Source organism: Lysinibacillus sp. NPDC097162, assembly GCF_044762185.1.
Taxonomy (GTDB): Bacteria; Bacillota; Bacilli; order Bacillales_A; family Planococcaceae; genus Lysinibacillus.
Genome location: NZ_JBIWDT010000001.1, coordinates 1,179,736 through 1,206,424 on the forward strand (window position 1 = coordinate 1,179,736; position 26,689 = coordinate 1,206,424).

Annotated in this window: 31 protein-coding genes and 1 pseudogene; 23 read left to right on the forward strand and 9 right to left on the reverse strand. The window is 35.4% G+C overall.

Going from position 1 to position 26,689, the window contains the following annotated elements:
- Window position 1 precedes the first annotated feature (1 nt).
- Window positions 2–604, forward strand: a complete 603-nt coding sequence (locus ACIQXW_RS05760) for an ATP-binding cassette domain-containing protein (protein ID WP_402760383.1) — start codon at window positions 2–4, stop codon at window positions 602–604.
- A 64-nt stretch (window positions 605–668) separates the two neighbouring features.
- Here ACIQXW_RS05760 and ACIQXW_RS05765 read toward each other — a convergent pair whose 3' ends face one another.
- Entirely contained in the window at window positions 669–1,142 is a 474-nt protein-coding gene (locus ACIQXW_RS05765; protein ID WP_402760384.1) for a hypothetical protein, read from the reverse strand.
- 270 nt (window positions 1,143–1,412) lie between these two features.
- On the opposite strand from ACIQXW_RS05765, the gene ACIQXW_RS05770 reads away from it, so the two are divergent.
- The 3 genes from ACIQXW_RS05770 (at window position 1,413) to ACIQXW_RS05780 (ending at window position 3,179) form a co-directional block, all read left to right on the forward strand.
- Window positions 1,413–1,967 (forward strand): hypothetical protein, encoded by a 555-nt coding sequence (locus ACIQXW_RS05770; protein ID WP_401018223.1) that lies wholly within the window; start codon window positions 1,413–1,415, stop codon window positions 1,965–1,967.
- 23 nt (window positions 1,968–1,990) lie between these two features.
- Window positions 1,991–2,641 (forward strand): hypothetical protein, encoded by a 651-nt coding sequence (locus ACIQXW_RS05775; RefSeq protein WP_402760386.1) that lies wholly within the window; start codon window positions 1,991–1,993, stop codon window positions 2,639–2,641.
- A gap of 175 nt (window positions 2,642–2,816) precedes the next feature.
- On the forward strand, window positions 2,817–3,179 hold the full coding sequence (locus ACIQXW_RS05780) for a hypothetical protein (RefSeq protein ID WP_402760388.1): 363 nt from the start codon (window positions 2,817–2,819) through the stop codon (window positions 3,177–3,179).
- Window positions 3,180–3,274: 95 nt separating this feature from the next.
- On the opposite strand, the gene ACIQXW_RS05785 is transcribed toward ACIQXW_RS05780, so the two are convergent.
- The gene (locus tag ACIQXW_RS05785) at window positions 3,275–3,469 is read right to left on the reverse strand and encodes a hypothetical protein (protein ID WP_401011714.1); all 195 of its coding nucleotides are present in this window, start codon (window positions 3,467–3,469) and stop codon (window positions 3,275–3,277) included.
- A gap of 258 nt (window positions 3,470–3,727) precedes the next feature.
- Here ACIQXW_RS05785 and ACIQXW_RS05790 point away from each other — a divergent pair, with 258 nt between their 5' ends.
- Window positions 3,728–3,976 (forward strand): hypothetical protein, encoded by a 249-nt coding sequence (locus ACIQXW_RS05790; RefSeq protein ID WP_401018213.1) that lies wholly within the window; start codon window positions 3,728–3,730, stop codon window positions 3,974–3,976.
- A 916-nt stretch (window positions 3,977–4,892) separates the two neighbouring features.
- Here ACIQXW_RS05790 and ACIQXW_RS05795 read toward each other — a convergent pair.
- Window positions 4,893–5,396, reverse strand: a complete 504-nt coding sequence (locus ACIQXW_RS05795) for a DUF1648 domain-containing protein (protein WP_401018210.1) — start codon at window positions 5,394–5,396, stop codon at window positions 4,893–4,895.
- 90 nt (window positions 5,397–5,486) lie between these two features.
- Here ACIQXW_RS05795 and ACIQXW_RS05800 point away from each other — a divergent pair, with 90 nt between their 5' ends.
- The 3 genes from ACIQXW_RS05800 to tsaA all read left to right on the forward strand — a co-directional run bounded on the left by ACIQXW_RS05800 (window position 5,487) and on the right by tsaA (window position 7,730).
- The gene (locus ACIQXW_RS05800) at window positions 5,487–6,227 is read left to right on the forward strand and encodes a sulfite exporter TauE/SafE family protein (RefSeq protein ID WP_401011706.1); all 741 of its coding nucleotides are present in this window, start codon (window positions 5,487–5,489) and stop codon (window positions 6,225–6,227) included.
- Between the two features lie 11 nt (window positions 6,228–6,238).
- On the forward strand, window positions 6,239–7,174 hold the full coding sequence (locus tag ACIQXW_RS05805; protein ID WP_402760391.1) for a PD-(D/E)XK nuclease family protein: 936 nt from the start codon (window positions 6,239–6,241) through the stop codon (window positions 7,172–7,174).
- 94 nt (window positions 7,175–7,268) lie between these two features.
- Window positions 7,269–7,730, forward strand: coding sequence for a tRNA (N6-threonylcarbamoyladenosine(37)-N6)-methyltransferase TrmO (tsaA, locus tag ACIQXW_RS05810; RefSeq protein WP_401018204.1), 462 nt, complete (start codon window positions 7,269–7,271; stop codon window positions 7,728–7,730).
- Window positions 7,731–8,114: 384 nt separating this feature from the next.
- On the opposite strand, the gene ACIQXW_RS05815 is transcribed toward tsaA, so the two are convergent.
- A complete protein-coding gene (locus ACIQXW_RS05815; protein ID WP_172771310.1) occupies window positions 8,115–8,345 on the reverse strand; it encodes a hypothetical protein in 231 nt (76 codons plus the stop codon).
- Between the two features lie 94 nt (window positions 8,346–8,439).
- Between ACIQXW_RS05815 and ACIQXW_RS05820 the strand changes: the two genes are divergently transcribed.
- On the forward strand, window positions 8,440–8,877 hold the full coding sequence (locus ACIQXW_RS05820) for a hypothetical protein (protein ID WP_402760394.1): 438 nt from the start codon (window positions 8,440–8,442) through the stop codon (window positions 8,875–8,877).
- 102 nt (window positions 8,878–8,979) lie between these two features.
- Here the strand turns inward: ACIQXW_RS05820 and ACIQXW_RS05825 are convergent, their stop codons facing one another.
- Window positions 8,980–9,765, reverse strand: a complete 786-nt coding sequence (locus ACIQXW_RS05825; protein ID WP_401016345.1) for a hydralysin-2 — start codon at window positions 9,763–9,765, stop codon at window positions 8,980–8,982.
- 665 nt (window positions 9,766–10,430) lie between these two features.
- Between ACIQXW_RS05825 and ACIQXW_RS05830 the strand changes: the two genes are divergently transcribed.
- Together ACIQXW_RS05830 and ACIQXW_RS05835 are read left to right on the forward strand one after the other, a co-directional pair.
- Window positions 10,431–10,619, forward strand: a complete 189-nt coding sequence (locus ACIQXW_RS05830; RefSeq protein ID WP_402760396.1) for a transmembrane Fragile-X-F protein — start codon at window positions 10,431–10,433, stop codon at window positions 10,617–10,619.
- Window positions 10,620–10,719: 100 nt separating this feature from the next.
- Window positions 10,720–11,160 (forward strand): GNAT family N-acetyltransferase, encoded by a 441-nt coding sequence (locus ACIQXW_RS05835; RefSeq protein WP_402760398.1) that lies wholly within the window; start codon window positions 10,720–10,722, stop codon window positions 11,158–11,160.
- 133 nt (window positions 11,161–11,293) lie between these two features.
- On the opposite strand, the gene ACIQXW_RS05840 is transcribed toward ACIQXW_RS05835, so the two are convergent.
- Window positions 11,294–11,722, reverse strand: coding sequence for a hypothetical protein (locus tag ACIQXW_RS05840; RefSeq protein WP_401016353.1), 429 nt, complete (start codon window positions 11,720–11,722; stop codon window positions 11,294–11,296).
- Between the two features lie 93 nt (window positions 11,723–11,815).
- Here ACIQXW_RS05840 and ACIQXW_RS05845 point away from each other — a divergent pair, with 93 nt between their 5' ends.
- The 7 genes and pseudogenes from ACIQXW_RS05845 to ACIQXW_RS05875 all read left to right on the forward strand — a co-directional run bounded on the left by ACIQXW_RS05845 (window position 11,816) and on the right by ACIQXW_RS05875 (window position 18,459).
- Window positions 11,816–13,504 carry an AAA family ATPase gene (locus ACIQXW_RS05845; RefSeq protein ID WP_402760400.1) on the forward strand — a complete coding sequence of 563 codons (1,689 nt, stop codon included), beginning with the start codon at window positions 11,816–11,818 and terminating at the stop codon, window positions 13,502–13,504.
- A 360-nt stretch (window positions 13,505–13,864) separates the two neighbouring features.
- Entirely contained in the window at window positions 13,865–14,377 is a 513-nt protein-coding gene (locus ACIQXW_RS05850) for a TetR/AcrR family transcriptional regulator (RefSeq protein ID WP_402760402.1), read from the forward strand.
- An 88-nt stretch (window positions 14,378–14,465) separates the two neighbouring features.
- Window positions 14,466–14,888: pseudogene (locus ACIQXW_RS05855) on the forward strand (DUF3995 domain-containing protein).
- A 51-nt stretch (window positions 14,889–14,939) separates the two neighbouring features.
- Window positions 14,940–15,551, forward strand: coding sequence for a histidine phosphatase family protein (locus ACIQXW_RS05860; RefSeq protein ID WP_402760404.1), 612 nt, complete (start codon window positions 14,940–14,942; stop codon window positions 15,549–15,551).
- Between the two features lie 122 nt (window positions 15,552–15,673).
- Window positions 15,674–16,510: a D-alanyl-D-alanine carboxypeptidase family protein gene (locus ACIQXW_RS05865; RefSeq protein WP_401016368.1), complete on the forward strand. Its 837-nt coding sequence runs from the start codon at window positions 15,674–15,676 to the stop codon at window positions 16,508–16,510.
- Window positions 16,511–16,520: 10 nt separating this feature from the next.
- Window positions 16,521–17,078, forward strand: coding sequence for a hypothetical protein (locus tag ACIQXW_RS05870; RefSeq protein ID WP_402760406.1), 558 nt, complete (start codon window positions 16,521–16,523; stop codon window positions 17,076–17,078).
- Between the two features lie 112 nt (window positions 17,079–17,190).
- Entirely contained in the window at window positions 17,191–18,459 is a 1,269-nt protein-coding gene (locus tag ACIQXW_RS05875) for a polysaccharide deacetylase family protein (protein WP_402760408.1), read from the forward strand.
- A 79-nt stretch (window positions 18,460–18,538) separates the two neighbouring features.
- Here the strand turns inward: ACIQXW_RS05875 and gltS are convergent, their stop codons facing one another.
- Window positions 18,539–19,723 carry a sodium/glutamate symporter gene (gene gltS, locus ACIQXW_RS05880; RefSeq protein ID WP_401011675.1) on the reverse strand — a complete coding sequence of 395 codons (1,185 nt, stop codon included), beginning with the start codon at window positions 19,721–19,723 and terminating at the stop codon, window positions 18,539–18,541.
- Window positions 19,720–20,685, reverse strand: a complete 966-nt coding sequence (gene hutG / locus ACIQXW_RS05885; RefSeq protein ID WP_402760410.1) for a formimidoylglutamase — start codon at window positions 20,683–20,685, stop codon at window positions 19,720–19,722. The genes gltS and hutG overlap by 4 nt, the downstream gene beginning before the upstream one ends.
- Window positions 20,686–20,813: 128 nt before the next feature.
- Here hutG and ACIQXW_RS05890 point away from each other — a divergent pair, with 128 nt between their 5' ends.
- The 4 genes from ACIQXW_RS05890 (at window position 20,814) to ACIQXW_RS05905 (ending at window position 24,996) form a co-directional block, all read left to right on the forward strand.
- Window positions 20,814–21,704: a LysR family transcriptional regulator gene (locus tag ACIQXW_RS05890; protein WP_402760412.1), complete on the forward strand. Its 891-nt coding sequence runs from the start codon at window positions 20,814–20,816 to the stop codon at window positions 21,702–21,704.
- A gap of 225 nt (window positions 21,705–21,929) precedes the next feature.
- Window positions 21,930–23,165, forward strand: a complete 1,236-nt coding sequence (locus tag ACIQXW_RS05895; RefSeq protein ID WP_402760414.1) for an acyl-CoA dehydrogenase family protein — start codon at window positions 21,930–21,932, stop codon at window positions 23,163–23,165.
- Window positions 23,162–23,938: an SDR family oxidoreductase gene (locus ACIQXW_RS05900; protein ID WP_402760416.1), complete on the forward strand. Its 777-nt coding sequence runs from the start codon at window positions 23,162–23,164 to the stop codon at window positions 23,936–23,938. The genes ACIQXW_RS05895 and ACIQXW_RS05900 overlap by 4 nt, the downstream gene beginning before the upstream one ends.
- A gap of 11 nt (window positions 23,939–23,949) precedes the next feature.
- Window positions 23,950–24,996 (forward strand): phosphotransferase family protein, encoded by a 1,047-nt coding sequence (locus tag ACIQXW_RS05905; RefSeq protein ID WP_401016390.1) that lies wholly within the window; start codon window positions 23,950–23,952, stop codon window positions 24,994–24,996.
- A gap of 414 nt (window positions 24,997–25,410) precedes the next feature.
- On the opposite strand, the gene ACIQXW_RS05910 is transcribed toward ACIQXW_RS05905, so the two are convergent.
- Window positions 25,411–26,346: a hypothetical protein gene (locus ACIQXW_RS05910; protein WP_401016393.1), complete on the reverse strand. Its 936-nt coding sequence runs from the start codon at window positions 26,344–26,346 to the stop codon at window positions 25,411–25,413.
- Between the two features lie 90 nt (window positions 26,347–26,436).
- On the opposite strand from ACIQXW_RS05910, the gene ACIQXW_RS05915 reads away from it, so the two are divergent.
- Complete coding sequence (locus ACIQXW_RS05915) at window positions 26,437–26,664, forward strand: hypothetical protein (protein WP_401016396.1); 228 nt, start codon at window positions 26,437–26,439, stop codon at window positions 26,662–26,664.
- Window positions 26,665–26,689 lie beyond the last annotated feature (25 nt).

Genomic DNA, 26,689 nt, shown 5'->3' on the forward strand with positions numbered 1-26,689 from the left:
AATGATTTGTGTAAATGAACTATTGATAAAAGAAATCAATTCAAAAGTCACTTTAAAAATAATGAATGGCATTACTTATATTACTGGACAAAATGGTACAGGCAAAACATTCTTTTTAGATTATCTATGCAAAATTAGAAAATATCCGGTTAACGCAATAACAGGTAATAACAATGTTATTTATATGAGGCAAAATTTTTCATTTTATAATCGATTAAAAGTAAAAGAATTTATAAATTTTATCTATGATTTATGTGGAGAAGATAAAAATAATTTTTATTTTTTTCTAGAACAAAATGCTTTTCCTTTTAAAATAGAAAAATTAGAAAATACAAAATTAGGCATGTTATCAGGAGGTGAACGAAGGGCAATTTATATACTCGCTATTTTCTCATTAAAAAGAGAGTGGTATGTACTAGACGAACCATTTGCTTTTTTAGACAAAGAAATGAAAAATATCATTATTGATATAATGCGTAAATTAAAAAAAGATAATAAAAATATTATTTTCACAAACCATGAATATTATGATTACATGGAAGAGATGGTCGATCATATTATAGATTTTGAGAAGGTAAAAGTTCCATTATCACGCTTTACATAAGTAAATAAACCCACTCAGATTTCATTTCTGTAGCGGGTTTTACAATTGCTATTGAAAAATTCCCTTATTCATTGATGTCATAAATTAAAATATCAAATAACTTTTCGTTTGCATAAAGCAGTATCGCCCATTGTCCTTTTTCTGGTATTTTAACGCCTGATGGGGCGTGGGCATCTGCTCCATTATTTGCTCCTCCAAGTCCAATAGTCCAGCCAGTCGTTAATATTTGATGAATTGTCCCTGTTTCTTTGTGATAACCTACTACCGTTAACTTTGTTTTTGTAGGATTTTCAATTCCCCAAAGATGCCACATCCATTTTTGAACATTTAAGCTTGGCGCGTCAGCACCAATCACACCTGACTTATTTTCATTTCCAATAATATTGTTATTGAAAGTCACCGCTTTTTTATCCCATTCGATCTTTTCAAAATCACTTACTTCAACAAAATTAGGAATACCTTCGGGTAGCGATACCTCATTATTTGTTTCATTTGATGTACAAGCTGCTAAGGATAATAAACTTAAAAAGACTAACACAATCGGATATTTTCTTATCGTATTAATTTTTAATCCCCCCTTAAAGAATCAGACGAAAAGTCTTGTTATTAGTTTCTTAATTTTCTAATTATTTAATAATTTTCCAGCCCACTCAGTAGAAAAATTTTCTATAACCGACAGCAATCTTGACGGTAACCGACTGAAATTTTGTCGGTTGAAATGTCGGTTTATTGCAAGATAAAATTTAATTAACTCGAGTATAAGTGTGCTATAGCAGAGTATAACTGTATTGTTTAGAAGAGTTGGAGTTTGATGAAAGAAGGAAGGGGTGTATTTATGAAACATATAATAATATCATTTGTTTTAGTTGCTATGTTTTTATTTGGAGGAGAAGCAGTAACTGCAAATGCAATAAGGGTTAGTGATACTTGGAGCGGTACTATTCGTCACTTTAGTTTAATGACTGGATTAACAAATACAATTTATACTTATAACATTGATGTTGATAAGAATTATCTTGCTAGAGCAGAAATTACTTATAGTGGATATACCGCTAGTTACTATACCAATAAATTTATGGATCCCAATATTTCTCTTGGTTTTAATGCATCTTTTATCTATAGAACAGGAAATGCTTCTGGAAATGTGATTGGTTCTGTCTCTTCCTTGGAATGGAGTCAGGGAAATAAATACAGTTATGTTCTACCAGGTGATCCTTATAGAATAAGTTCTGGAGGTTCAACTAAAAATATTGTAGCCAAAACAGGTGAGAATGCTCACTTAACAACAACATTTGTAATAACATGTGAAAAAGACACTGCTAGTTTGGCTTGTGGAGATAGAACATTTACGAAACCTATATAAAATTTCAGAAAGGAGAGCTTGATGTGCAAAAAAAAAATAGAATTATTATTTTTTCAGTTTGCGCATTGTTTTTTATAGTAGCGTTTAGTAGGCAAATAGTATTTGGTAATGAAAAAAATGTTACAAATAATGTTAGTGTTGATTTAGAAACAGCTGTTGCAAAGGTTTTAAATGAAATGCCTGATGTGACTAAAAATCAAGCTAAATCTTTAGGAAAAAGTGTAAATTTAAATTCACAGTCAGTAGAAAATACGATGGATAACAAAAAAGCTGAGTTTCGCTTGAAAGTCCATAATGAGATGAGTAATTTGAAACATGATAATGCTTACTTGGAGAAAGTCGCTATAGAGGAAACAGAAAGATATATAGACGCAATTCGAATTGCTGAAGAGATTTATGGTGTAAGTATTACCCAAGAGGAAGTAAATCAATATATTGCTACAAATGTTGCGGATGTCGTGTTGCCCGAAAAAGAGCGCTATGCTAAGGCATTGGGTATATCTCTTTATGATTTAGATTATAACTTTGATCGAGATTTTTATGTTATGGACACGCTATGGGATAAATTAATGCCAGTTTTACTGGAGCGTTACCCGAGAGAGGATGGGGAAGATCCTAATTTATATTTAGACAGAATAAAAAATGAATTTTATAGCCATTCTTCAATAAGATGATAACTATATATTAATAGAAGCTCCATAAATAATTTTTGCTAATAAGGAGGAGTCTTCATGAAAAGAATGACAAAACTTTATTAGTATTAGTATTAGGATTATCAGTAATAATGCTAAGCGCAACAGGAGTAAGTGGATATAATGCTAAATTGATATTATAGAGAGGTGGTTACTGATGTTTGGTATGGTAGATGACGGTAAAAAGATAGTTCGTGAGGATATTTATAGAGCATTGGAAGAAATAGCGATGACAGATGAAAACATACGTAAAGCACTTCAAGCATGGGAAGAAATTAGTCAAGATCCAGATAATATTATCGCTTACCAATCACGAGTTAAGTATCTACTAGATGAAGAGGCTAAAATTGAAGATGCAAAATACCATGCGGAACAAGAAGGTATAGAAAAAGGACTCAAAAAAGGGATAGAAGCCATTGCGAAAAAAATGATTTTAAAAGGAAATAGCAATGAAGAGATTATGGAGTTAACAAACTTAAAATTAGAAGATGTTCAAGCGATTCGTCAAGAGGTCAAATGAAAAATAAAATAGTGATTATCAAATAAAAAGCATTCAGGAAACATAACGGTTCCTTGAATGCTTTTTAGCGTTAAACGAATTTTTTCAAACCGTTCTTAAACGCCCATTTTTCTACGTGTATTACTTGTTTTTTTCGTTTGTTGGCTTTTCATTTTCTTTGTTGATGTATCGCCATTCGTTTTCCCTTTACTAGAAGCGTTTTTGTTCTTTTTGTTTTCAAGCTGTTGCTTTACTGCTTCTTGCAGAGTCATTTTCTTTTTTGGTGCTTCAGTCTGATTATTTTCTGTCATAGGAGATTCCCCTTTTTGAATATGATTGTTAATAGTTAGTTCCAGTATAATCTATTTTCCGCAATTTGTGAAACTCGGTACAATAAACGGAATTTTGGCTTCATAACATACATGGCTAAGAAAACTATTTCTGGGGTATAAATTAATAAAGAAAAGCTCTGTGATAATTTACAAATAAATGTTTAAAATATGCATATTTTCATTTGATTTTTCTCATTCTAATATATACAAGCACATCGAAAGGAAGTGGGAAGTATTTTGTACAGCAGAAAACAATTCATCTGGGCTTATTGTATTTCTAGTGTTACTTCAATTATTGGCACAATCGCTATTTTTTTAATATTAGATTATTATCAATATACAGCTGATTTTGGCTTATTTTATAAACTGTTACTTTCATTTATTAGTGGAGGACTTATTGCCTTTGCTTTAGGGCTTATATTAATGAATTTATACTTTGAAAGTAGTTTTTCTCACAATAAAAAGAAAGTGAACGATGTGATATAAACGATAAAGTCGATTGGTCCGAAATGTTGGAATTCAATCGACTTTTGATATGGGATGTTAAAATTGGGTTTATTTTAAAGAATCCAGACTATTTCAACGATTAGATAGGCACATTGTGGTTCTATACAGAAAATACTTTGATAATATCTAGTTCTGCCTCTTCCTTTACAATAAATGTTAATTCTACCTTTTCAACGCTTAATAAAGAGCATGTGATTTGAATTTTATGAGTTGAAAATGTGCATCTTACTTATTTTTAAATGGGTAGTTTAGAATGAAAAATATGACACCTACAAATACCGCAAAAATAATTGAGCTTATTAGGTTTGATATACTGATATCATCAGTGTTCACAATTATCATGATGAAAATACTTATAGAGAAAAATAAAGATGCTACTACTAATCTATTTTTTATTATATTTTTAACTTTAAACACCTTCTCTAACTAGCCAAGTATACTTTTTGATTATTCACAGTTACTACTTTTTCCAGGGAATTTCTTATTCATTTCTTTTGCACACTGATATTAAATATACCCTAATGTTGCAATTGCTCCAGCAATATTGGATTTAATACCGAGCTTTAATATATGTGAAGCAGCTAATTTGAACTTTTTATCATATATTAAATTCGCTAAGGTGCTAATTGAGGAAACTAAACCAAAATGTGCTTTTAATCCTTTGGAAAGACAGCTGTTTTTGTGCCGCTCTGTATTCAGCAGTTGTTCTCATTAAATGCCATTCACACGCAACAGCACTAGTTCCAAAGTTCGATTGGATAGAAACATCTACTTTATTAATATCTATGATTAAATTTTCATCTTCGAATGCTTGAATAAGCTCTTCATCTACAATCAGCAATTTGGCACTGTGTTATCATAAGAAAAAGCTAGTTGCACAAAGGTGATTGTGCAGCTAGCTTTTTGCTTTAGGTTGGAGGTATAGTCCGCGGATGATACCCGCTATGAAGATGATGAATAACAAGGCAAGAAATCCATAAGCATGCCATTGTTGTAAAATACGATTGTGTCCCATTGCCACTGATAAATCATTGAAAAGTGAATATGTAAAATACAGCAAAATACTGTTTTTCATAAGACAGAAGGTGATTATCCCATTTTGTCGCTCAATATGAGATAAGGTAGGCTTATGTTTACGTACTAATGGATAAGCCGCTTTTATTTCCAAGTAATGCAAAAGTAAAAAGAGCATTAACGCTACAAATGGTAAATAAAAGATAGCGATTTTAGGCCCGAACTGTGCATGGTCCGTCGTAAAGCTTTGTAAAACTGGAATGGAGGAGGGGAGCTTTCGATATTGAATCAAAGTTGCGGTAATGCCAGCTGTAAAAATGGTTGCCACAATTATTGTTAGTTGTTTACACAGCTTTGGAGTAGGTGTTTTTTGTTGTGCATGCATAAGATCACCTCGATATTGTCTTCTTTCAAAATAGGATTCTGTTATACTGTAACATAAGATTGATATCAAGTGGTTAGAAAGAAGGATTAGATGGAATACGTTTTATTTTTAGTAATCGGTATTGCAGGTAATGTCATCGGCACATTAGTTGGCGGTGGTGGATTAATCACATTACCAACAATGATGTTGATGGGTGTACCGGTTCACTCAGCAATTGGAGCGAATAAAGTTTCCAATATGGTAAGTGCTTTTTCTAGCTTTTATACGATTTTTAGAAGAAAGGAATTGTCTTGGGCGGAAATGCGTTCAGTTCTGCTTGTATCTTTGATTGGTGGAACTTTGGGTGGGCTCTTTGCTTCCTTTATGAGCGGCCAGACGTTAACGCTTATTGCTATTATTTTACTTGGCTTCGCACTCATCATGTCCTTTATCGGTGGGGCAGATTTTGGTGATGTAGAAAGATTTAAAATGACTAGGAAAAATGGTCCCATTTTGCTGGGCGTAGGATTTTATGATGGCTTATTTGGTCCTGGTAGTAGTACATTGGCGCTGTATACGTATGCGCATGAAAAACTTTCCTATATAAAAGCTGTAGGCTTGTCTCGTGTTGGTGTTTTTGCGATGTGCTCAGGGGCAGCGATTACGTATATTGCCACTGGAAAAATAGAATGGCCGCTCACAATCGTTTTAATGCTTGGATCCATTATTGGTGCGCAAATTGGCATTGTCCTTGCAAGAAAGGTAAAGGCAAATCAAGTAAAGATACTGTTACGTGTTGTGACAATAGTGCTTATTCTACAACTTGTTTATGATTTCTTCCAACAGTTATAAGGAGGGTTCGCATGTTTGAAATTTCACCTTTTCCAACATTTTCGTGGTCACTTTCACGGCATAAAACATTAACAAGCTGCGCCAGAAAATATGGCTATGAATACTATTTTTCTCATAATGGATGGCTGAGCCATCAGGTGGAACCATTTCACCAGCATGTGTATCGCTTAAAAAAGCTGCAAGCGATGCCTATATTATTTGGGCAAATTGTCCATCGATTAATCGAGCAAACAATTATCGATTATTTGCAAACGAAGATAGTACCATCTGTGTCAGAGCTTGTGAATCGTGCGCGTGGCCAACTAAATGCTGCCTTTATTGATTCGACTCGACATGTGGATTTATGGAGACATAAACCTAACAAGTTTTACATGATGCAGGAAATCTATTATGAGGGAAAGCTAAATGCTGAGTTAATTACAGATTATAAAAATCGAATGGAAGCGGTGTTTACGAACTTTCTTCTAAGTGAGACGTTTTTACAAATTACTGCTCATACAGGATCATTAAGAATTGGTGAGCCCGAACAGTTTCGCTCGATGAAAATTGAGGATACACAAGTTTTTGTCGTGATGGACTTTCATTATTACGATGATATAGAAGATAAATGGATTATTATTGACTGGAAAACAGGTGGTCAATCAGACGATGATCGTCAGCAATTAGCACTTTATGCTTATTATATCCAACAAAAATACGGTGTTTCATTAGAAAAAATCGAAGTTTATAATGAATATTTAGTGACAGGGGAACGCAAACAATATATGTTTACATCGTTCGATATGGACAATATTTTACATACATTTCGACACAGTGTTTTAGAAATGAAAAAGTTTCAAGCCGATATCCTTTTAAACGAGCCAGTAGACCTTGAAGATTTTGAGCAAACACAAGATAAATGGCGCTGTTTGAGATGTAATTTTAAAGAGCTATGTTCCAACAAATAAGTTGGAAAACTAAGCAAGTGACCAATCATTAATCATCGACATGATTTTTTTGTGGAAATTATCAAAATAAAGTCTAATGGGAGGAGAGTTAACTATGCAATACTCTATACAGCCAGTAGCGATTGTAAATAATAATAGAAAAGAAATTGAGGATGATAATTGGGGTTCAATAATATCAACAATTGAACTTACAGAACATTTTAATGAATCGTCTTTAAAGGGTGTTGACGAGTTTTCTCACTTGGAAATCATTTTTTATTTTGATAAGGTTGCTGATGAAAAAATTCAGTACGATGCAAGACATCCTAGAAACAATAAAAATTATCCCGAGGTTGGCATTTTTGCACAAAGAGGAAAAAATAGACCCAATAAATTGGGGGTAACTATTGTAGAACTAATAGATATAAAACAAAGAACATTAATTGTTAAAGGATTAGATGCGATAGACGGAACACCTATTATTGATATTAAACCTGTAATGAAAGAGTTCTTACCAAAAGGCGATGTGAAACAGCCAAATTGGTCAACGTCATTAATGGATAAATATTGGGATTAAATTGATTTTTTCTAACGTAATTTACCTATTTTGTATTATTGGAAAAAGACCACTCCGTGATGAACTGCCCCCCAATTGTTAGATTGTGTCTAACAATCGGGGGGTGGTTCAGTGATGGGGGGTCTTTTGCTATTGTGACTAAAAAGTGACCAACAGGTGACCTAAAACGATTATTAGTTAGTGGTTAATAAAGAAAAAACTACGATAGAAAGACGTTCGTAATTAGAGCTTTTGATTTACACTTAAACTATATGAAAGCTATAATTATATTTCAAGCTGAAACGGGCAAGTAAACTAGATGGATTTTGGGTAAACAGCAGATAGAAGAGCTATGTGTAACATAAATCAATGATAGCTATCAAACTATTGATAGCTATAGTAAAGTCATTTGTTTAAAACAAAAAAAGCGACAATCGCAATAAATGTGAATAAAACGTTTAAAAGCATATAAACAGGTCGTAGTTCTTTATACGTAACTACCATCGCAATGATAGATGATAAAACCGCCAAAGGAATAGTGACATAAAAGATGTCCCACAAATAGAAGCCATCAATGTACACGAAAACTGTTAAAACAGCAGTAATAATGGTCCACTTCATTGTGTTATTTGACATAATATTTCCTCCTTATGCTTAAAAATACAAAAAAATAATAGCATAATTAGGCGATTATCGTAAACTATGAGACTACAAGGAGATGTAATGCAACGTGTTTCAGAAAATGATAATATTTTGTGCTGTCGTAACAATGTTAGCAGCTTGCAGCAATAATGAAGCAACTGAAAAAAATGAGACTACAAATCAAGATATCTCTCAACAGCAGGAGAAACAGGAAAATCAACAAGGAAAAGACCAGGTTGAACAACCAGTACAGCCAGAACAAAATGTACAAGGTGAAGATAAGAAAAATATTGACCTTAGTGAATGGACTTCATTACCTGAATATAGCAAAATTAATGAACAAATTGACAATAAAGACGGCATTCACTTTGAAAAGGTAACCGATACCCGTGATAAACGTATTTTATTAATTATTGATGAAAATGGCACAAAGCTTTATAAATCTATTTTTATTAAAAATACGAATCGTTTAAAAATAATTAATATAAAAGATGGTGGACAAATTTTTAACGAGGTTTTGTCCTAATGAAGGGCTGCATTTTTGTTGAAGGGTCCTATCAGTGATTTCTCTTTATTCTAAGCCATAGTAAAATCGGTGGGTATGAGTTAACCCACCGATAAAGTAAAGCTATTTAGTTAATGCCATAAATTCACTTAATTCTTCAGCTGTTAAAGGCTCTGTTTTACCAATCTCCGTATGAACATCAAAGACGGCGGAGTTTTTAATTGTTCCAGATATTTCTCCAGAAGTATTTTTGAGTACACTTGTCGCATTAAGGAACCAAAAATAATGATCTTGTACTCTCTTAGGGAAGTTTGCACCAAACATGCCATTGACAAAAATCGGTGCACGGAAATGCATGGTCTCTTTTTTTAATGTCCCAACTATTACAACCTTCTTCTTACTTCTTGGTGGTACCGTTACCTCTATCTTGGCAGTTGCCGTTTTTGATTCTGTTTCAGTTTTTGATTCCCCTATAGTAGTACTAACAGAGAATTCCATGCCTGATTCAAAAAATCCCTCTATTGTAAATTTCGAAGAAAAAGTTAAGCCTGTTGTACTTTCGGTAGACCATGTTTGTTGACTTTGCCAACTGCCTTGAACTTCTAAAGTCATAGTGGCTGCTTCATCCCCATGATTTACAGCAATATTACTACCGACAATGACAGATTTAGGGGGTGCCCCGTCTCCTTTAGTATAAGTAAAGTCACCAAGTGTTTTGTAGCAAGGGTGGCCATATTGCTCAGTGATTGCAGGCGTAACTCCTTTAAAATAAGTTTCGCTATTTACTGCAATACCATCTGGATTTACTTTGAATTTTTCTTTGAATGCTTCTCTCACTTTGTCATAACTTGAATTCATTGCAGGTAAATCTGAAAATAAAAATTTTTCTCGAATTAGCTGAGTTTGCATTTATTTCCCTCCTAGTATAGTCGTGCTTTTTAGTAAACTCGAATTGCTACCTTAACCTAAAAGGAAACCTCCTTCATTTCTATTTTGATACTCAACTTTATGTAAGTACCTCTCTATAACTGTAAAACAATACGAGGCAATGAAATACTGACGAATGTTAATAATTGGATTATTAACAATTTTTAACATGTTCCTAATGACGAGCGATTCACATGATTCTATCTGCAGTTGCACAAGTAGCTAGTATCAACTAACTGAACAAGTGCCCAATGATTAATATAAAAGAGATTATTGCAATGAAAATTAAAGTTATCATAATCGTAATATAGCTAATAATTAAAGTAGTCCAATTTTTAATATCTTTCATCCCAAGAAGGGCTAAAAAGAAACATCCTATTGTTAGGAGCAATATAGCGTTCAAAGGATGAAAATGTAAATGAGCGATGAAAAAGCTTAAAAATGTTGCGGATGAACTTACAATAAAAAATAAAATAATGTTACATATTAAAAAAATCAGTGACCATATATTCAAGGTTATTTCCATACATTCCCTCCTGTTTTATTTAAACGAATTTTATACCTCTATGTTCCTTAGAGTGCCTTCCTAAAAATAAGAAGAATCGGCTATACTTTGTACTAAATAAATGATTAACGGTGGTGAGATTGTGGGGGTAGCAGAAGTTTTAACCATTGTCTTTATTGTGCTAAAGCTAACGGAAGTCATTACATGGTCGTGGTGGATAGTGCTGTTACCATCGATCATTTCTTTTAGTATTTACGTACTAATTTTATTGGTAAAGGTAGCAATCGTTATGGCAACGATAATGACTGTGAAAAAACGTAAAGAGCGATAGGTGTTGAATGAAGTATGCAACTAGTGATAATTTATTAGTAGAAATATCGAACGATAATCCAAGGGGAGACCGCTATGCAGTGTATGAAGGGGGAAAAACGATGAATTACAATGTAGAAGTTTTACTAGAAAATCATGAAGCATTTGTCACATTTCTAAATACAAGTTTAAGAGAGTTTAATAATGAACATTCTGCCTACCATAAAGAAATAAGAAAAGAGGGGGCAGTGCAGCCATTGAATGTTATTGTTTCAAATGATGGTCAATGGATTGGCGGATTAACAGCTGAGGTTTATTGGGATTGGCTAGAAATTAATAAGTTTTGGTTTAGTAAGGAATATCGAAGACAGGGATTGGGTGAAAAATTGCTGTTACAAGCTGAAGCAACTGCAATCAAAATGGGGGCAAAAAAGGCATTATTAACTACCTATGATTTTCAAGCTCGCTCGTTTTATGAAGCAAGAGGGTATGTAGTTGTTGGGGAAATAAAAGATTATCCTCCAGGAAGTAGCTATTTCACAATGGTTAAACATTTAGTTTAATAACGCTATTTGCCAATAAAACTACTTTAGGGCACAGTGTAAGACGCAATATTCAATGCGCGGTTTTTGCGTCTTACAACATGTACTGTTCCCACATGATTTACTGAGGATTCATTCTAATTTTAACCGTATATTAAAATAATTCTTCAATATACTTAGTGTCCAATTTGTCTAACAGTTTATAGTCTTTCATGTAATTTTCCTCGTATAAATACACAAATAGATGTGTTGCATCATCAAGGCGTATGCCGACTTCGCGATTATCATTAATCTGTAATGTTAACCAGTATGCCTCTTTAAAATCTGACTTCGAAAAAAATACTTTTCGAATTTCTTTGTTCTCAAATAACTGCATAATTTCACTGATTTTCGCTGCATCTTTTATGGTAATTGTTTTTTCGTCAGATGCACGAATAATTTCAATTTCATTTATCTGTTCGATATCAAGTCGATCGATAACTTCTTTATTGAAAGTAGAATCTCGAGTTAGTAATGATGTCGTCACAAACAAAATAATTAGGGGGAATAGGACAATTAAAATTAGTTTATAAATTTTTTTCATGGTACTCTCCTTAAATTCTAAAAATTCACACATATGTATTCTGTTCCACGCTATAATTGAGCATATACTGAATTGATAAAGGAAGGCAATAAAATGAACTATAATCATCAAGAAAAAGAGCTTTTTTACCCAGATGGGAAGATAATGTACAGTGGTGGCGTTAAGAAAAACGATTTTGGCCATGATATTTATGATGGCAAGGGAACGATTTTTGATCAGGAGGGTGAGTTGCTATTCGAGGGAGAATTCGTCAATCATATGAAGCAAGGCAACGGCATTATGTATTTAAAAGGTCAAATAATCTATCAGGGCGAATTTATTCAAAATAAAAAACAAGGACATGGTATTTTATATAAAGATGGAAAGATTTATTACGATGGACATTTTCGCAATGACTTAATGGATGGCTATGGCGTTTTATATTATGAAGAGGATGTCATTGCACCATTTAAAGATTTACGGGAGCAGTATCCGCACTTAAATCGCCCGCAATTTGAAGGAGATTTTGTACATGGTATGAAAAAAGGCAAGGGTATACAATATTACCCGAGTGGTTTTTTACAGTACGAAGGTGATTTTATGTGGAACCATATGCAGGGGGCAGGGAAGCTATATTATGTTCCAGAAACGCCTACTTCAATAGAGCTTCAATCGGGTGTAACAGCTCTACACTATGAAGGCTATTTTTTTGAAGATATGAAGCATGGGAAAGGTAAAGTCTTTTCAAGGCAAGGTGAGCTTGAAGCGGAAGGTCAATTTAAAGAGGATGTTATGACTGGGAAAGGCACACTTTATTATGCAAATGGGCAAGCATCCTATATTGGCGACCTTGTAAATGGGGAAAAGCATGGTCGTGGTGACTATTATAATGAAGAAGGCAAAATAATTTATAGTGGAGAATTTATCCATGGCGAGCGTCTGCGTATCACACCTGAAATAGAGAGGGAAATAAATAAACTACAGGCGCAATTAGATGGGCTTGTAGGGCTCCCAAATGCCAAAAAGGAATTACATAATCTAATCAACTTTATTAAAATTCAAAGCTTACGCGTTGACCATGGCTTAACGAGCTTCCCAATTACGTATCATCTCGTATTCTCTGGAAACCCTGGAACTGGAAAAACAACGGTTGCTCGCATTATTGGACAAATATACAAACATCTTGGCGTTTTGTCCAGCGGGCATTTCGTTGAGACAGATCGTGCGGGTCTAGTAGCAGGCTATGTTGGTCAAACAGCCTTAAAGGTACAGGAAGTTGTGAAAAAAGCAACAGGTGGCGTGTTATTTATCGACGAGGCTTATGCATTAATTAATGATAAGCAGGATGCATTTGGTAAAGAGGCGATTGATAGCTTGTTAAAAGCAATGGAAGATTTACGTGATGATCTAGTAATCATTGTGGCAGGCTATACAGAGCTAATGGAGGAATTTTTACAAGCAAATCCAGGTTTCAAATCGCGCTTCAATCATTTTGTACAATTTGATAACTTTAGCACAGACGAGCTATACGAAATATTTGCGATGCTATGTAAAAATAACGATTATCGTTATGGCGACGCGTTTGCGCAGCATATGAAAACACAATTAAACCAGATTCCTGTTGAAACGATCCCAAATTTCTCAAACGGCCGTTATATTCGCAATGTATTTGAAAAGCTGGTGACAATTCAATCGAATCGTTTAATCCAGCAGCAAAATATTACGAGAGATGAACTGATGGAATTTACTGATGCAGATATTGTACAAGCGATTTCTGAAAATCTTTATGATAGTACGTTTTAGAAGCTATTTGGATGAAAATCACAACGCTTTGCAACTATTTTAAGAATCATAAATACAAGGAACTATTAATATAGTAAATAGATGATTTTTATATAGTAGGGAGAGTTTGATGAAGAAAATAGTGCCATTGCTGTTAGTTCTTGCGTGTGTTTTACCAACATTTTTACACATTAAGATTACGATTAATAACAATATCGATGTGCATAAAGGTAGTAAAACACAAGATTAGACGTAGTACCTCATTGCCCCTAACAAACTGTTATGGGGCTTTTTTATATGCTCTTTTTGATTGACAAAATTTAGAATTAACCGTAATCTGAATTAAACATACGGTAGTGTATGTTGACGGGGGTTTTCATAATGCAATTAACGAGAGAAGACTGGGTCAAGGCAGGCCTACACCAATTAGCGAATGCAGGTATTCATAAAGTTCGTATTGAAACGCTTGCGCGATTGCTGAAAATAAGTAAAGGGAGTTTTTATCATCATTTTCGGGATCATCAAGAACTGTTAGATGCGATGTTAGATTATTGGGAAATGCATGCAACAAAACGAATCATTCAAAGTATGGAGCAAGAGGATTCATCATTAGAACAGCTCTTAACAATTAGTTTTAGTAGCGATAAAAAAATTGAAATGGGCATTTATGCTTGGGCTAAATATGACCAAGTTGTCGCAAGTCGACTAGTTGATATTGAGGAACAAAGAATTCGATGTATTGCATTGTTATATGAAAAGAAGGGAAACAACGCTTTTGAAGCTTTAGAGCGAGCTAGACTTGCATATTTAACTTATATAGGCTGGATGACGAGGTTTGAAGAGAATCCTAATTTCACGATAGGAACAATGCTGGAGCTTTTAGCAAAGATATAAGATGAATGTCTCTCATAAATGTGAGGGACAAATTCACAATTAAAACATACGATATAGTATGTTTTGAAACGTTATGGGAGGAGAATAAATGGTTATAAGTTTACTATTATTGGCTGTCACTGTCCTGTTTCTCATTAGTATGTTACATGTTTATTGGGCTTGTGGGGGGAGCTGGGGCTCTAAAGTGGTGTTACCTATAAAAAAGTGAGGGCAAGAACCCGTTTTTGTCCCTAGAAAAATAGGAACATTGTTAGTGGCACTCCTACTTCTGTTCGCAGCAGTATTGTTGTTTATTCAAGGAATTTATTTGCAAAATGTTCAACAATTCACCTTTTTCACACTTGGTTGTATTGTGTGTGCGGCTATATTTTTTATTCGAGCAATAGGGGATTTTAAATATGTCGGGTTTTTCAAAAAAATAAAACATTCTCAGTTTGCAAGAAATGACACGTGGTTTTATAGCCCGCTCTGTTTGCTATTAGCCGCAATGTATTTATTTGTACTCATTTAATTTTACCTGTACAATCTGATTATCTTTTAGCATTGTAGAGGAGGAATATGGTTGAACCAAATTATTTATTTACTGCGTCATGGAGAGACGGTTTTAAATACACAAGGACGATACCAAGGGGAACTTGATTCGCCATTAACGGCTGTTGGCATCGAACAAGTTCAGCAAAATGCGGACATGTTGAAAAGTTTAATTGGTGATCCGCAAGAGTGGAAAGTATTTTCAAGCTCTTTAGGAAGAGCCTTACAGAGCGCAGAAATTATTTGTCATACAATTGGCTACGATTTTAACAATGTGGAGCAGGACAATCGACTAGCGGAGGTGGCTGTGGGAGATTGGGCTGGCTTAACAACGGAAGAAATTGAGCATACTTGGCCGAATCTTTTTGCAAATACAGATCATTATAACTGGTTTTTCAATGCGCCAAATGGAGAAAGCTACGACACAGTTGTGAGCAGATTAACAGATTGGCTTGAGAGCATAAAGGATGAACCAAAAGTAATTGTTGTGTCACATGGTCTTACGGGGCGAATTTTACGTGGGGTCTATGCTGATCTAGCAAAGGAAAATGCACTAAAGTTAGATGTTTCACAAGATGTATTTTTTAAATTAACACAAAAAAAGATTCAAAACATCTCTTTAGAATTTGATGATTTTTATTGATAAGTAGCATTTGTTTTATTACATAATGTGAGACTACAGCAATCCTTAAGAATTTCTTCATAAATTTCCTACAGGAATATTCATAATTGCCTCCTATTATAATGTGTGGGAGGCGTTTTTTTATGAAAAAATTTGTATTATTTTGTTGTATATGTGCTGTTGCAGTATTTTTCTATACTAATAAAACAAACGAACAAGTAGTGGACATTGAGCTACCTTCGTTACATAGTAAAAATGCTTTATTATTAAACGATAACGGCGATGTGTTATATGAAAAAAATGCAGATGCTATTATTTTTCCAGCATCATTAACTAAAATTATGACGGCAATCGTAGCAATTGAGGCGAGTAAAGATCTTCAAACACAAACAATGGTTACACCACAAACAATTGCTAAATATACTGCGCAAAATGCTTCGATGGCAGGCTTTCAAGCAGGAGATTTTGTGACGATAGAGGATTTATTATACGGTACATTACTGGCATCTGGTGCAGATGCAACTGCTACGCTTGCAATTGCCGTTGCAGGTAGTGAGGAGGCATTTGTGGCAATGATGAACGATAAAGCGCAGGAGCTAGGGTTACATGATACCCATTACGAAAATGTCAGTGGGCTCCATCATGCTGCACATGTATCTAGTGTTCGTGATATTAGTAAGCTCTTTCAATATGCGCTTGAAAATCCTACATTTTATCAAATTTTGACTACTAAAAGTTATACGACATTAGTGCCAAATGAATTAACGATATCGAGCACATTATTTACGAAAATGGATGGTGTGGAAGGTGCTATTCTTGGTGGAAAAACTGGCTATACACCTGAGGCAGGACTTTGCTTAGCGTCCTTAATGGAAAAGAACGGTGAATTATTTATTTTTGTTACGACGAATGCGGAAGGGCATGTTTGGACCCCTCCATTCCATGTAGAAGATGCAATGGCAGCTTATCAAGCACTATAGGAGGAAAACAATGAAAAAAATAATAGCTTCTTTTCTTTTTTGCTTAGTTTTAATTACAGGATGCACTGCTCAAGCACCTGAAGTGAAAGAGGAGCAGGCCACTTGGGAGCCTTTAATTGGCACATATGTGGGGGATGCGATGAATGTTGGCAAAATTGCGAATACAGTCTTTTTACATGGGGATACAATCGACCACTTTGATTTGCGAGGGGAGGTGCTCCGCGTTATTTATAAAAATGATGATGAAGCATTAAGTAAGTGGTTTTCTTCATCAATATCCAAAGATAAAGCAATTGTTTATAACACAATGATGGGCGCCGTTTTAGTGCCAAATGCCAAGGGCTTCGGCTTTGAGGTGGACGGAGACTTGTATGAAATTTCGAGTGATGTCTTAATTGATGAAATGGAAAATTTATTTTCTACATTACCCAAAGGCAATGAATTGTTTGATGAAGGAAAGGTAAAAGCATTTTTGCAAAAGCATGAAGAAACAATTCAGCAGTATGCTGTTGATTCAAATTATCAAAAAACATTCCTAGCTAAATTTTCAATTAGTAAATCTAGTTGATTATTACTATTTTCTGGTATGAAATCTTCATCCATAATAAGAATCAAATCCTATGTTTTTTAGCATATTTTACACGGGAGACGACATCAGTGATTGTAAAAGGCGGTGTAGAATGATGAAGAAATTATTACCATTTGCTTTCATTTGGGTATTTTTATGCAGTATTGCTGTTGTAGGGCATGCTTCTGCAAATACAGTGAGTACGGCTGCTATCCAACTTGTTACAAAGGATGCAACGGTCTATGTAGAAGCTTCAACAGAAAGTAAGGTGGGCGGCCATGTAACAAAAGGTAATTTTGTGTTAGCCACACCTTTGAATGAAGAATGGGTACATATCCAAATGCCACAGCTAGAAGGGTATGTAGAAGTAACAACATTAGCTGAGGTAACTCCTGAAAAGGCTGTAGTCGCTAAAAAAGGCGGCACAAACTTATTTACTTATCCAAGTCCAAATGCACAAAAAGCCGGACAGCTATATGAAAATAGTATGTTGGTTGTGTATGGTACAGCGCCTGGTGGTTGGTCGTATGTTCAATACGGACATGGATTTGGCTATGTCGCAACAAATGCACTTAAAAAGCCAACAGGGACAAAAAAACAGGTAAACGCTCCTAATGGGGCTGTTATTCATTTAACAGCGAGTCCAAGCGGTGAAGTGCTAGGTACACTAGCGAATAAAACGATTGTCCAGCAGTATACAATAGTGGCAGGTTGGGCATATGTGGAAGCAGGCGAGCAAAAAGGTTACATAAAGGCTTCTGAGCTAACAGATTTAACGATAGTTGATAATAAAGTTTATAATAAAGGTGTTCCTGTAGCAAAAGGGGCAAAAAAACGAGTAGCTTTAACTTTCGATGATGGTCCTGATGCCAAGGTAACACCTCAAATACTAGCCATTTTAAAAAAGTATAATGTGAAGGCCACATTTTTTATGGTTGGAAAAAATGCCGCTAGCAATGGCAAAATTGTAGAGCAAGTATATAAAGAAGGTCATGAAATTGGTAATCATACTTGGAATCATCCGAAGCTAACCAGTTTGACGAATGCAAGTGTGAAACAAGAAGTTGATCGAACAAGCAATGCTATTTATGAGGCTATCGGTCAATATCCTACAGTTTTTCGACCACCATATGGCGCTACAAATGACGAAGTACGATCTGTTATAGCTATGCCTTCTATTTTATGGTCGATAGATACACTCGATTGGAAGCATCGAAATGCCGATAAAATACTAACGTATGTTAAAGCATCTGTAAAAGATGGTAGCATTATTTTAATGCATGATATTCATCAAACGACAGCTAATGGGCTAGAAAATGTCATTGTTTATTTACAGAAACAAGGGTATGAATGCGTAACGGTTAGTGATATATTACATTAATTAAATCTAGTACGTTCCTTACTATAATAAAAGAAGCCGTGCAACTGTCTTATGTAGACGGTGCACGGCTTTTATCATGTTATTTAAATAAATTAATCGTTGTAATAATAATAGGAATACCAAACACATCGATTAAAAATGCGCCTACGATTGGTACAACAAGGAAAGCCTTTGTAGAAGGACCAAAGCGTTGAACAACAGCAGACATATTCGCCATTGCATTCGGTGTTGCGCCTAAGCCATGTCCTGCAAAGCCTGCAACCATTACGGCAGCATCGTAATTTTTGCCGAGTAATTTAAATAATACAAATATACAAAATAGAACGATAAATAGTACTTGTACAAAAACAATTACAAATAGAGGTAATGCTAAATCAGCGATTTCCCATAGTTTAATGCTCATTAACGCCATTGAAAGGAAGACACCTAGTGTTACGTCACCGATTAAAGAAATACTTTTCATGTTAATTGCGTTAGGTTTCACTTTATCTAAAATGTTACGAACTAATACAGCGACAAACATTGCACCAACATAGCCTGGTAAAACAAAGCCTGTAGCTTCTGAGAATAAAGTTCCAACATACGTTCCTACAGCCATACAAAATGTTATGATTACTACCTGTGTAAAGAATGAATCAGATGTTATTTGTTCATTTTTATTCTCATATTCAACTGCTTCAGTTTCTTGTTTATCAGGTGTTAAATTGTACTTTCCGACTAAATATTTTACAATCGGTCCACCGATTAGTCCACCTGCTACTAAGCCGCATGTTGCAGCAGCAGCACCGATTGTCATCGCTGATGAAATACCTAAATCTTCTAAAGTTTGTCCAAATGCAGCAGCAGCACCATGACCACCTTCCATCGAAACAGCGCCAGCCATCATACCGATTAGTGGATGAATGCCCATAAGTGAAGCAAGTGAGACACCAATTACGTTTTGCATTAATGCAAGGAAGCCACAAGCTAACCAATAAATCACAAGTAGTTTACCGCCAAGCTTTACAAGTTTAAAGCTAGCTCCTAACCCAATTGTTGTGAAAAACGTAATCATAAATAAGCTTTGTAATGAAGTATCAAGAGATATTTCTAAAACGCCAGTTGTTTTTAAAATGGTAGCTAATGCTGCGAACAGTAAGCCACCAACAACTGGTGCTGGAATACAGAAACGCTTTAAAAAGTTAATTTTATTAATAAGAAAGCTCCCGAATGCAAATAGAGCGACTGCGAGAAATATGGTAGTAATTTGATTAATTTCGATCATGAACCGTTCCCCCTAATTAAGTGATTGAGTGCATCGTAGACAAAGTAAGCACCCAATTTGACTGTTTGACCATTTTCATCAAGTAACGGATTCACTTCACATATATCAAAAGAATGTGTGTTTGGATGTGATGCTACTTTCTGAATTAAAGAGCGAACAGTTTTTGTATCTAGTCCAAAAGGTGATGGCGCACTTACACCAGGTGCAAAAGCAGTGTTAACGACATCCATACATAAAGTAAGCAAGATATAATCATGATTATCCATAAATTGCTGTAAATCATTCATCATGTTCGTGTGATTTTCTGCTGTCATTTGTTCTTCTAATACATATTTCACCTGTAGCTCATGTGCCTTGTCAAAAAGCTCTCTTGTATTTCCGTAACGCTGAATGCCTAGTACAAAATAATCCGCATGTGGATCTTGTTCTAAAATTTGACGGAACATTGTACCAGATGAAGGCTGTTCATCATATGGGCGTAAATCAAAATGTGCATCGATATTGATAATTCCGATGCTAGCATCTTTTGGTAGTGCTGCACGAACGCCTAAATAATGGCCATATAAAGTTTCATGACCGCCACCAAGAATAATACACTTCATGTTTTTTGCTCGTAACCCTTGGACAACCTCGCCTAGTTCACGTTGAGCATCTTCTAACGCATGATTTAGGCAAATAATGTTTCCAACATCGATAATTTCCTGTTGATCATCAAATGTCCATGGTAAGCTTGCTAGAGCTTCGCGCATTGCATTTGGTCCATTAGCAGCACCAACACGCCCTTGATTACGGCGTACACCTTCATCACATATAAAACCTACAATCGCAGCATTTTTCTGTTCTGAAGCGCTTACATCATTAATAGCTAATCGTTTTACTTTTTGATGTAAACGGAAACTGCTCGTATTTGTAGTTGAGTCTATTCGACCTTTCCATTGTTTTTGATCTGTCATTATATACATCTCTTTATCAACTCCATTAACATTATTCATGTAGTGTTAATTTATTATATATTCACATAATTATATTTACTAATATATAATTATTATTAATCTATAGCTTTAAACTATAAATGTGGAGGTATGTTGTTTTGGATTTAAAACAATTACAATATTTTATCGCAGTTATTGAGCATATGAATTACTCGAAAGCAGCTGAAAAACTGCATATTTCTCAGCCTTCTTTAAGTAATGCGATTAAAAAATTAGAGCAAGAAGTGGGTTCTTCTTTACTTGAAAGAAATACAAGAAATTTGCACTTAACTGAAGCGGGTGAGCTTCTATATGAAAGAGCAAAAGTTATATTAAAAAATATGGAAGTATTAAAAATTGAAATGGACGAGGTCATTGTACATGGTACGAGTGATTTGACTATAGGCGTGATGGAATCAATCAAGCATTGGTTACCAAAAGCAATTGTTGAATATAAAAGGGTCTATCCACAGATGAAGTTTCATTTAGTAGATATTTTAGGTAGCAAACGTGTAAAAAAATCACTAAAAGGTTATAAAACACATGTCATTATTACTAATCAGTTGATTGATGATGAAGAGCTCGAGGTGAAATGTTTGTATGAGGAACGACTTGTCGCAGTGTTACCTTTAAATCATCCGTTAGCAGCAAAAGATATTTTGTCTATTTCGGATTTAGCCAATGAACCTTTCATCATTAGTACGGATGGTTTTCAGACACGGCAAGACATTTTGAAAGCATTTGAAAATGCAGGTCAAGAGATTAATGTACAATTTGAAATCGAACGTTTTGAAACCGCTGTATCACTCGTTCGTGAAAATTTAGGTATTACGATATTGCCTAAAAATTATTTACAGGGACCAACTGCAAAGACAATTGTTCAAAAAGAAATTGATTGCCCAAATTTACAGCGAAATGTTTATTTAGTGTATTTGAAAAATCGACATCTACCTTTTGCAATCCGCCAATTTATTGATGGCGTTATGCAATACTTTGATAGTAAAAGATAATAATTATATTTTTTTGAAATAGTGAATATCTTGTATGTGTTTCATGGAAAGAAGGAATAAACGGTACTTAATTAGCTGTTTTGTGAATGCATTATCTCTTTTATTCTATTTTTTGTGGAATTGATGATTGATTTACGTGGCATATAGCGGTAACATTTATTGTAAGAATAAGAATGAACAATCATTCATTTTTCATTCGCATTGTCAATCAAAGGGGGCGTTCATATGAATTTTTCTTATAGTGAAAAAGTAGTAGAACTGCAAGAAAAACTGACAAATTTTATGGAGCAATATGTTTATCCAAATGAGGCAGTATATGCGGCACAGGTGGATGCAATGGAGGATCGTTGGGGAGCGATCCCTCCAATTATGGAAGAATTGAAGAGCAAAGCACGGGAAGCGGGGCTATGGAATCTGTTTTTACCTGATAGTAAGTACGGCGCAGGTTTATCGAATTCAGAGTATGCTCCTTTGTGTGAAATTATGGGGCGTTCATTAATAGCGCCCGAAGTCTTTAACTGCAATGCCCCTGATACGGGGAATATGGAGGTACTTGTACGCTACGGCTCTGAACAGCAGAAAAAAGAGTGGCTAGAACCGTTATTACGTGGGGAAATTCGGTCTTGTTTTGCGATGACAGAGCCAGCAGTAGCTTCAAGTGATGCAACGAATATTGAGGCAAGTATTGAATGTGATGGTGATTATTACGTTTTAAATGGCCATAAGTGGTGGACAACAGGGGCTGGAGATCCTCGTTGTAAAGTCGCTATTTTTATGGGTAAACATAAGGATTCTAATGCACCTATACATGAGCAACAGTCAATGATTTTAGTACCGATGAATACACCAGGGGTCAAAATAGAGCGCATGTTAACTGCCTTTGGCTATGATCATGCCCCTGAAGGACATGGTGAGGTTACGTTTACAAATGTGCGAGTACCTGTGGAAAATATTTTATGGGGTGAGGGCAAAGGCTTTGCGATTGCACAGGGGCGTTTAGGTCCGGGACGAATACATCATTGCATGCGCCTAATTGGAGCAGCCGAACGAGCTTTAGAGGAAATGTGTATTCGTCTACAGGAGCGTCATGCTTTCCATCGACCATTAGCCGATCAAGGCGTAATGCGTGAACGGATAGCCGAGTCACGTATTGATATTGAGCAGGCAAGACTGCTTACGTTAAAGGCTGCCTATATGATGGACACGGTAGGCAATAAAGAAGCGAAGGCTGAAATTGCGATGATTAAAGTTGTTGCACCAAATATGGCTTTACGTGTGATCGATCGTGCAATTCAAGCGTTTGGCGCTGCTGGAGTGGGACCCGATACAACATTAGCTGCACAATGGGCCAATTCACGTACTTTGCGATTAGCAGATGGACCAGATGAGGTTCATCGCAATACTGTAGCGAAATTGGAACTGAAAAAACATGCCACAAAGCAAAAGGAGCTGGTGAAATGAGTGTATTGGACTTATTTTGCTTAAAAAGGAAAACCGCTATTGTTACGGGTGGCGGTCGCGGACTTGGTGCGCAAATTGCCCAAGGCTTTGCAGAGGCTGGTGCAAATGTTGTGCTATGTTCACGAAAAGTGGAGGCTTGTGAGGAAGTGGCTGCACAGCTTGCGAAATTGGGTGTCCAGACACTTGCGCTTGCCTGTGATGTGACAAAACCCGAAGAAATAGCGAATGTCGTGTCCAAAACATTAGAGACATTTGGAAAAATTGATATTTTAGTAAATAACAGTGGAGCCTCATGGGGTGCACCTGCTGTCGACATGCCGTACGAGGCTTGGCAAAAGGTTTTTGATGTGAATGTCAATGGGACATTTTTAATGACTCAGGCAGTTGGAAAAGTGATGCTCGAACAAAACGCTGGGAAAATTATTAATATTGCTTCTATTGCAGGGCTTGGTGGGACACTACCTAATTTTATGGATACGATTGGTTATAACGCTAGTAAAGGTGCAGTAATTACATTCACGAAAGATTTAGCTGTGAAATGGGGACCAGCGGGTGTCAACGTCAATGCTATTGCTCCTGGATTTTTCCCGACGAAAATGTCGAATGTCTTAATTGAACGAGGACAAGATTATTTAATGGGCGCTACACCTTTAAAGCGTTTAGGTTCTGAAAATGATTTGAAGGGAGTTGCACTATTTTTAGCAGCAGCAGCTTCGGATTATGTTACAGGTGAGGTCATTGTCGTAGATGGTGGAATGAGTGCAATTATTTAAGGGGGGTTCCTATGGATACGATGCAAGTAAGGGCAAGTGAACGGATTGATGCAGAGCAATTACATGCTTTTTTAAAGCAACATTTCTCAAACTTACCAGAGGGGAAACTAGAAATTTCTCAATTTAGTGCTGGCCATTCTAATTTAACTTACTGTTTAAAAATAGCGGATTTTGAAGTCGTACTTCGCAGGCCACCTCTTGGACCAGTTGCAAAAAAGGCGCACGATATGAAGCGTGAATTTACCATTTTATCTGCGCTCCATCCGTTTTTAGCAGTTGTGCCAAAACCATATGTTTATGTTGATGATGATAGCATTATCGGTAGTGATTTTTTCTTAATGGAACGAAAAAAGGGAGTTGTATTGGATACGCATTTTCCACCTGGTAACGATACGACAGTAGAACTAGCCCGTCAGTTGTCTGAAAAGATGGTGGAATCATTAGTAGCGCTCCATGCCATACCATATAAAGAAACGCCATTAATAGACATGGTGAAGCCTGATGGGTTTATGGAACGCCAGGTGCATAGCTGGATTGATCGATACGATAAAGCGAAAACAGCTGAGCTTTCAGAGGTAGCATCGCTAACAGCTTGGCTAAAGGAACATATACCGACAAATGCTGAAGCGACAATTATTCATTATGATTATAAATTCAATAATGCGATGTTTTCACAGGATTATTCACAAATGATTGGGCTTTTTGATTGGGAAATGACAACAGTAGGGGATCCTTTAGCAGATCTCGGTGTTGCCATGAGCTACTGGATGCATGCAGATGATCCAAAAATGCTGCTGTATGCACTAGGCGAGCCACCGATTACGATTTTACCTGGCTTTTATACAAGAGAAGAATTCATCGAACGTTATGCAGAGAAAAGTGGTCGTGATGTTTCAGCAATCCATTATTATATCACATTTGCTTATTTTAAATTAGCGGTGATTTGCCAACAGATTTATTACCGCTTTGTAAACGGGCAAACGAAGGATGATCGTTTTGCACAAATGGATACGATGGTAGCTGCACTTATTCAGCAAGCTGCTAAAAGTATTAAGTAAAAGTAGGTTGATAGAGGCTGTTTGATTGTAGCTGCTCCTAATTTTCGGGGGCATCTACAATCTTTTTTGTTGGTTGCGTATGTAATTGTTAGAAAATATCAACAGATTATCCGACACTATATTTTCTAGTTTTAAATTATCTTCTCGCACCATACCCATAGTATAAAACTAAATATTCACGATAAAGAAATTAAAGAGGGGGAATGTGTGTTCTTTTTTGCGTTTTGCATAACAGAACGAAGTAATGCCGATTTTTTTAAAAAAATCAGGTTCTCATTGAAAAACCTAATCAGTACGCCCATAACAATTTATTTATTGTAATCCTCGCCTGCCTCCTACTAGCATCCAAAGCACGACAAAAAAAGAGCAGACGATTTTGTCTACTCTTCTTCAAGTCATTTTAAAATATTTTCATCATTTATTAAAGAATCTAGTACACGCATATAAACCTGTAACACCTGTAATTTCTGCTGCTAAACTACGTAAAGCTGATCCCCCCACACGTAATTTTTCTTCCCAAGATGTAGCACCCGCAATTAATTTTGCACTTTCTTTAAAACCACCGAGAGCTTTAATATAATTTCTAACTTTGATAATTTTAGCTGCTACAAATAAATTTGAACCAACAAACCAAACTAAAGCTGCACTACATGCTCCTATTGCTACCCAATCTGGATCGGCCAATACAGGAAATGCAGTATTTTCATTAAAATTCACGGTTTGAATTAAAGTGTTATCAACCACTTCATAATAGGTGGGTACATCTACACCATTAGCATCAACTGCCCACGCTTTCCCAAAAACACTTTGAATAATGTTATTTTCATCTACAATAAAGACTTCTTTTGTATCTAACTCATTTCCAGGGACGTCACCAAAATAATCAGCAGATGAAATCAGCTTATGTCCTTCTGGTATATCCAACTCAAATTTATATTCCATTGGAGCACTTGAATCTTTAATATTTATAATACTTCTAACTCCAAACTCCGTCGGTTGCAAAATCAAGTCTACTGGTCCGTCATTCTTATACTCATAGCTGCCTGATTCTGTAATTGTAGGTTTACTTAACTTCATATTATTCGGTACACCAATTTTTAAATCTTCTCCAGTCCCCTTACTTTTCAGAAGAATTCCATCATCAAACTCACTCGGTAGATTAATAATATTAAAATCATTTTCTGCAACACCATTTTCGTTTGTTTTAATTAAATCATTAGTACCAGTAATTTCTTCTGTCTTAATAGCCGCTGAAGGAACTAGTGAATCTGCATATGTAGCACTACTTAAAGTTGCACTCAATAAAAGAAAAGCGGCAAATAAACTAGTTATTTTTTGTGTTAATTTCATATCATGCACCTCCTAAGTGTGTTATTATTTTTATACTAGATTAAATTAACTGAAATATCAAATAATTTAAAGCTAGAAAGGGTGCATCGTATGTCTTGCAAATTTAATAAATATGTAAGCTATATTACTGCAATCGCAATCCTTGTACTAATTTTATTCTTTACTAATAAAGTAAGTAAAGAGGTGTTTTTCCTCTTATTTGCTCCTCTAAGTATAGCAATGCTAATATTGGGATTTTTAGCGTTTAGAAACGCTTTGAAAGATAAAGATAAGATTGATTTACATGCATCAGATATTAAAAGAAAATTAAAAAAATAGAATGAAAACTAATTAGTATATCTGC

Coding starts and splice junctions, on each gene's coding strand:
- ACIQXW_RS05840 (WP_401016353.1), bottom strand. CDS start 11,722: ATGAAAAAAATTTATAAACTAATTTTAATTGTCCTATTCCCCCTAATT.
- ACIQXW_RS05900 (WP_402760416.1), top strand. CDS start 23,162: ATGAGTGTATTGGACTTATTTTGCTTAAAAAGGAAAACCGCTATTGTT.
- ACIQXW_RS05760 (WP_402760383.1), top strand. CDS start 2: ATGATTTGTGTAAATGAACTATTGATAAAAGAAATCAATTCAAAAGTC.
- ACIQXW_RS05825 (WP_401016345.1), bottom strand. CDS start 9,765: ATGCAAACTCAGCTAATTCGAGAAAAATTTTTATTTTCAGATTTACCT.
- ACIQXW_RS05795 (WP_401018210.1), bottom strand. CDS start 5,396: ATGCATGCACAACAAAAAACACCTACTCCAAAGCTGTGTAAACAACTA.
- ACIQXW_RS05845 (WP_402760400.1), top strand. CDS start 11,816: ATGAACTATAATCATCAAGAAAAAGAGCTTTTTTACCCAGATGGGAAG.
- ACIQXW_RS05875 (WP_402760408.1), top strand. CDS start 17,191: ATGATGAAGAAATTATTACCATTTGCTTTCATTTGGGTATTTTTATGC.
- ACIQXW_RS05910 (WP_401016393.1), bottom strand. CDS start 26,346: ATGAAATTAACACAAAAAATAACTAGTTTATTTGCCGCTTTTCTTTTA.
- ACIQXW_RS05905 (WP_401016390.1), top strand. CDS start 23,950: ATGGATACGATGCAAGTAAGGGCAAGTGAACGGATTGATGCAGAGCAA.
- ACIQXW_RS05780 (WP_402760388.1), top strand. CDS start 2,817: ATGTTTGGTATGGTAGATGACGGTAAAAAGATAGTTCGTGAGGATATT.
- ACIQXW_RS05815 (WP_172771310.1), bottom strand. CDS start 8,345: ATGTCAAATAACACAATGAAGTGGACCATTATTACTGCTGTTTTAACA.
- ACIQXW_RS05870 (WP_402760406.1), top strand. CDS start 16,521: ATGAAAAAAATAATAGCTTCTTTTCTTTTTTGCTTAGTTTTAATTACA.
- ACIQXW_RS05800 (WP_401011706.1), top strand. CDS start 5,487: ATGGAATACGTTTTATTTTTAGTAATCGGTATTGCAGGTAATGTCATC.
- ACIQXW_RS05895 (WP_402760414.1), top strand. CDS start 21,930: ATGAATTTTTCTTATAGTGAAAAAGTAGTAGAACTGCAAGAAAAACTG.
- hutG (WP_402760410.1), bottom strand. CDS start 20,685: ATGTATATAATGACAGATCAAAAACAATGGAAAGGTCGAATAGACTCA.
- ACIQXW_RS05915 (WP_401016396.1), top strand. CDS start 26,437: ATGTCTTGCAAATTTAATAAATATGTAAGCTATATTACTGCAATCGCA.
- ACIQXW_RS05865 (WP_401016368.1), top strand. CDS start 15,674: ATGAAAAAATTTGTATTATTTTGTTGTATATGTGCTGTTGCAGTATTT.
- tsaA (WP_401018204.1), top strand. CDS start 7,269: ATGCAATACTCTATACAGCCAGTAGCGATTGTAAATAATAATAGAAAA.
- ACIQXW_RS05835 (WP_402760398.1), top strand. CDS start 10,720: ATGAATTACAATGTAGAAGTTTTACTAGAAAATCATGAAGCATTTGTC.
- ACIQXW_RS05850 (WP_402760402.1), top strand. CDS start 13,865: ATGCAATTAACGAGAGAAGACTGGGTCAAGGCAGGCCTACACCAATTA.
- ACIQXW_RS05805 (WP_402760391.1), top strand. CDS start 6,239: ATGTTTGAAATTTCACCTTTTCCAACATTTTCGTGGTCACTTTCACGG.
- gltS (WP_401011675.1), bottom strand. CDS start 19,723: ATGATCGAAATTAATCAAATTACTACCATATTTCTCGCAGTCGCTCTA.
- ACIQXW_RS05785 (WP_401011714.1), bottom strand. CDS start 3,469: ATGACAGAAAATAATCAGACTGAAGCACCAAAAAAGAAAATGACTCTG.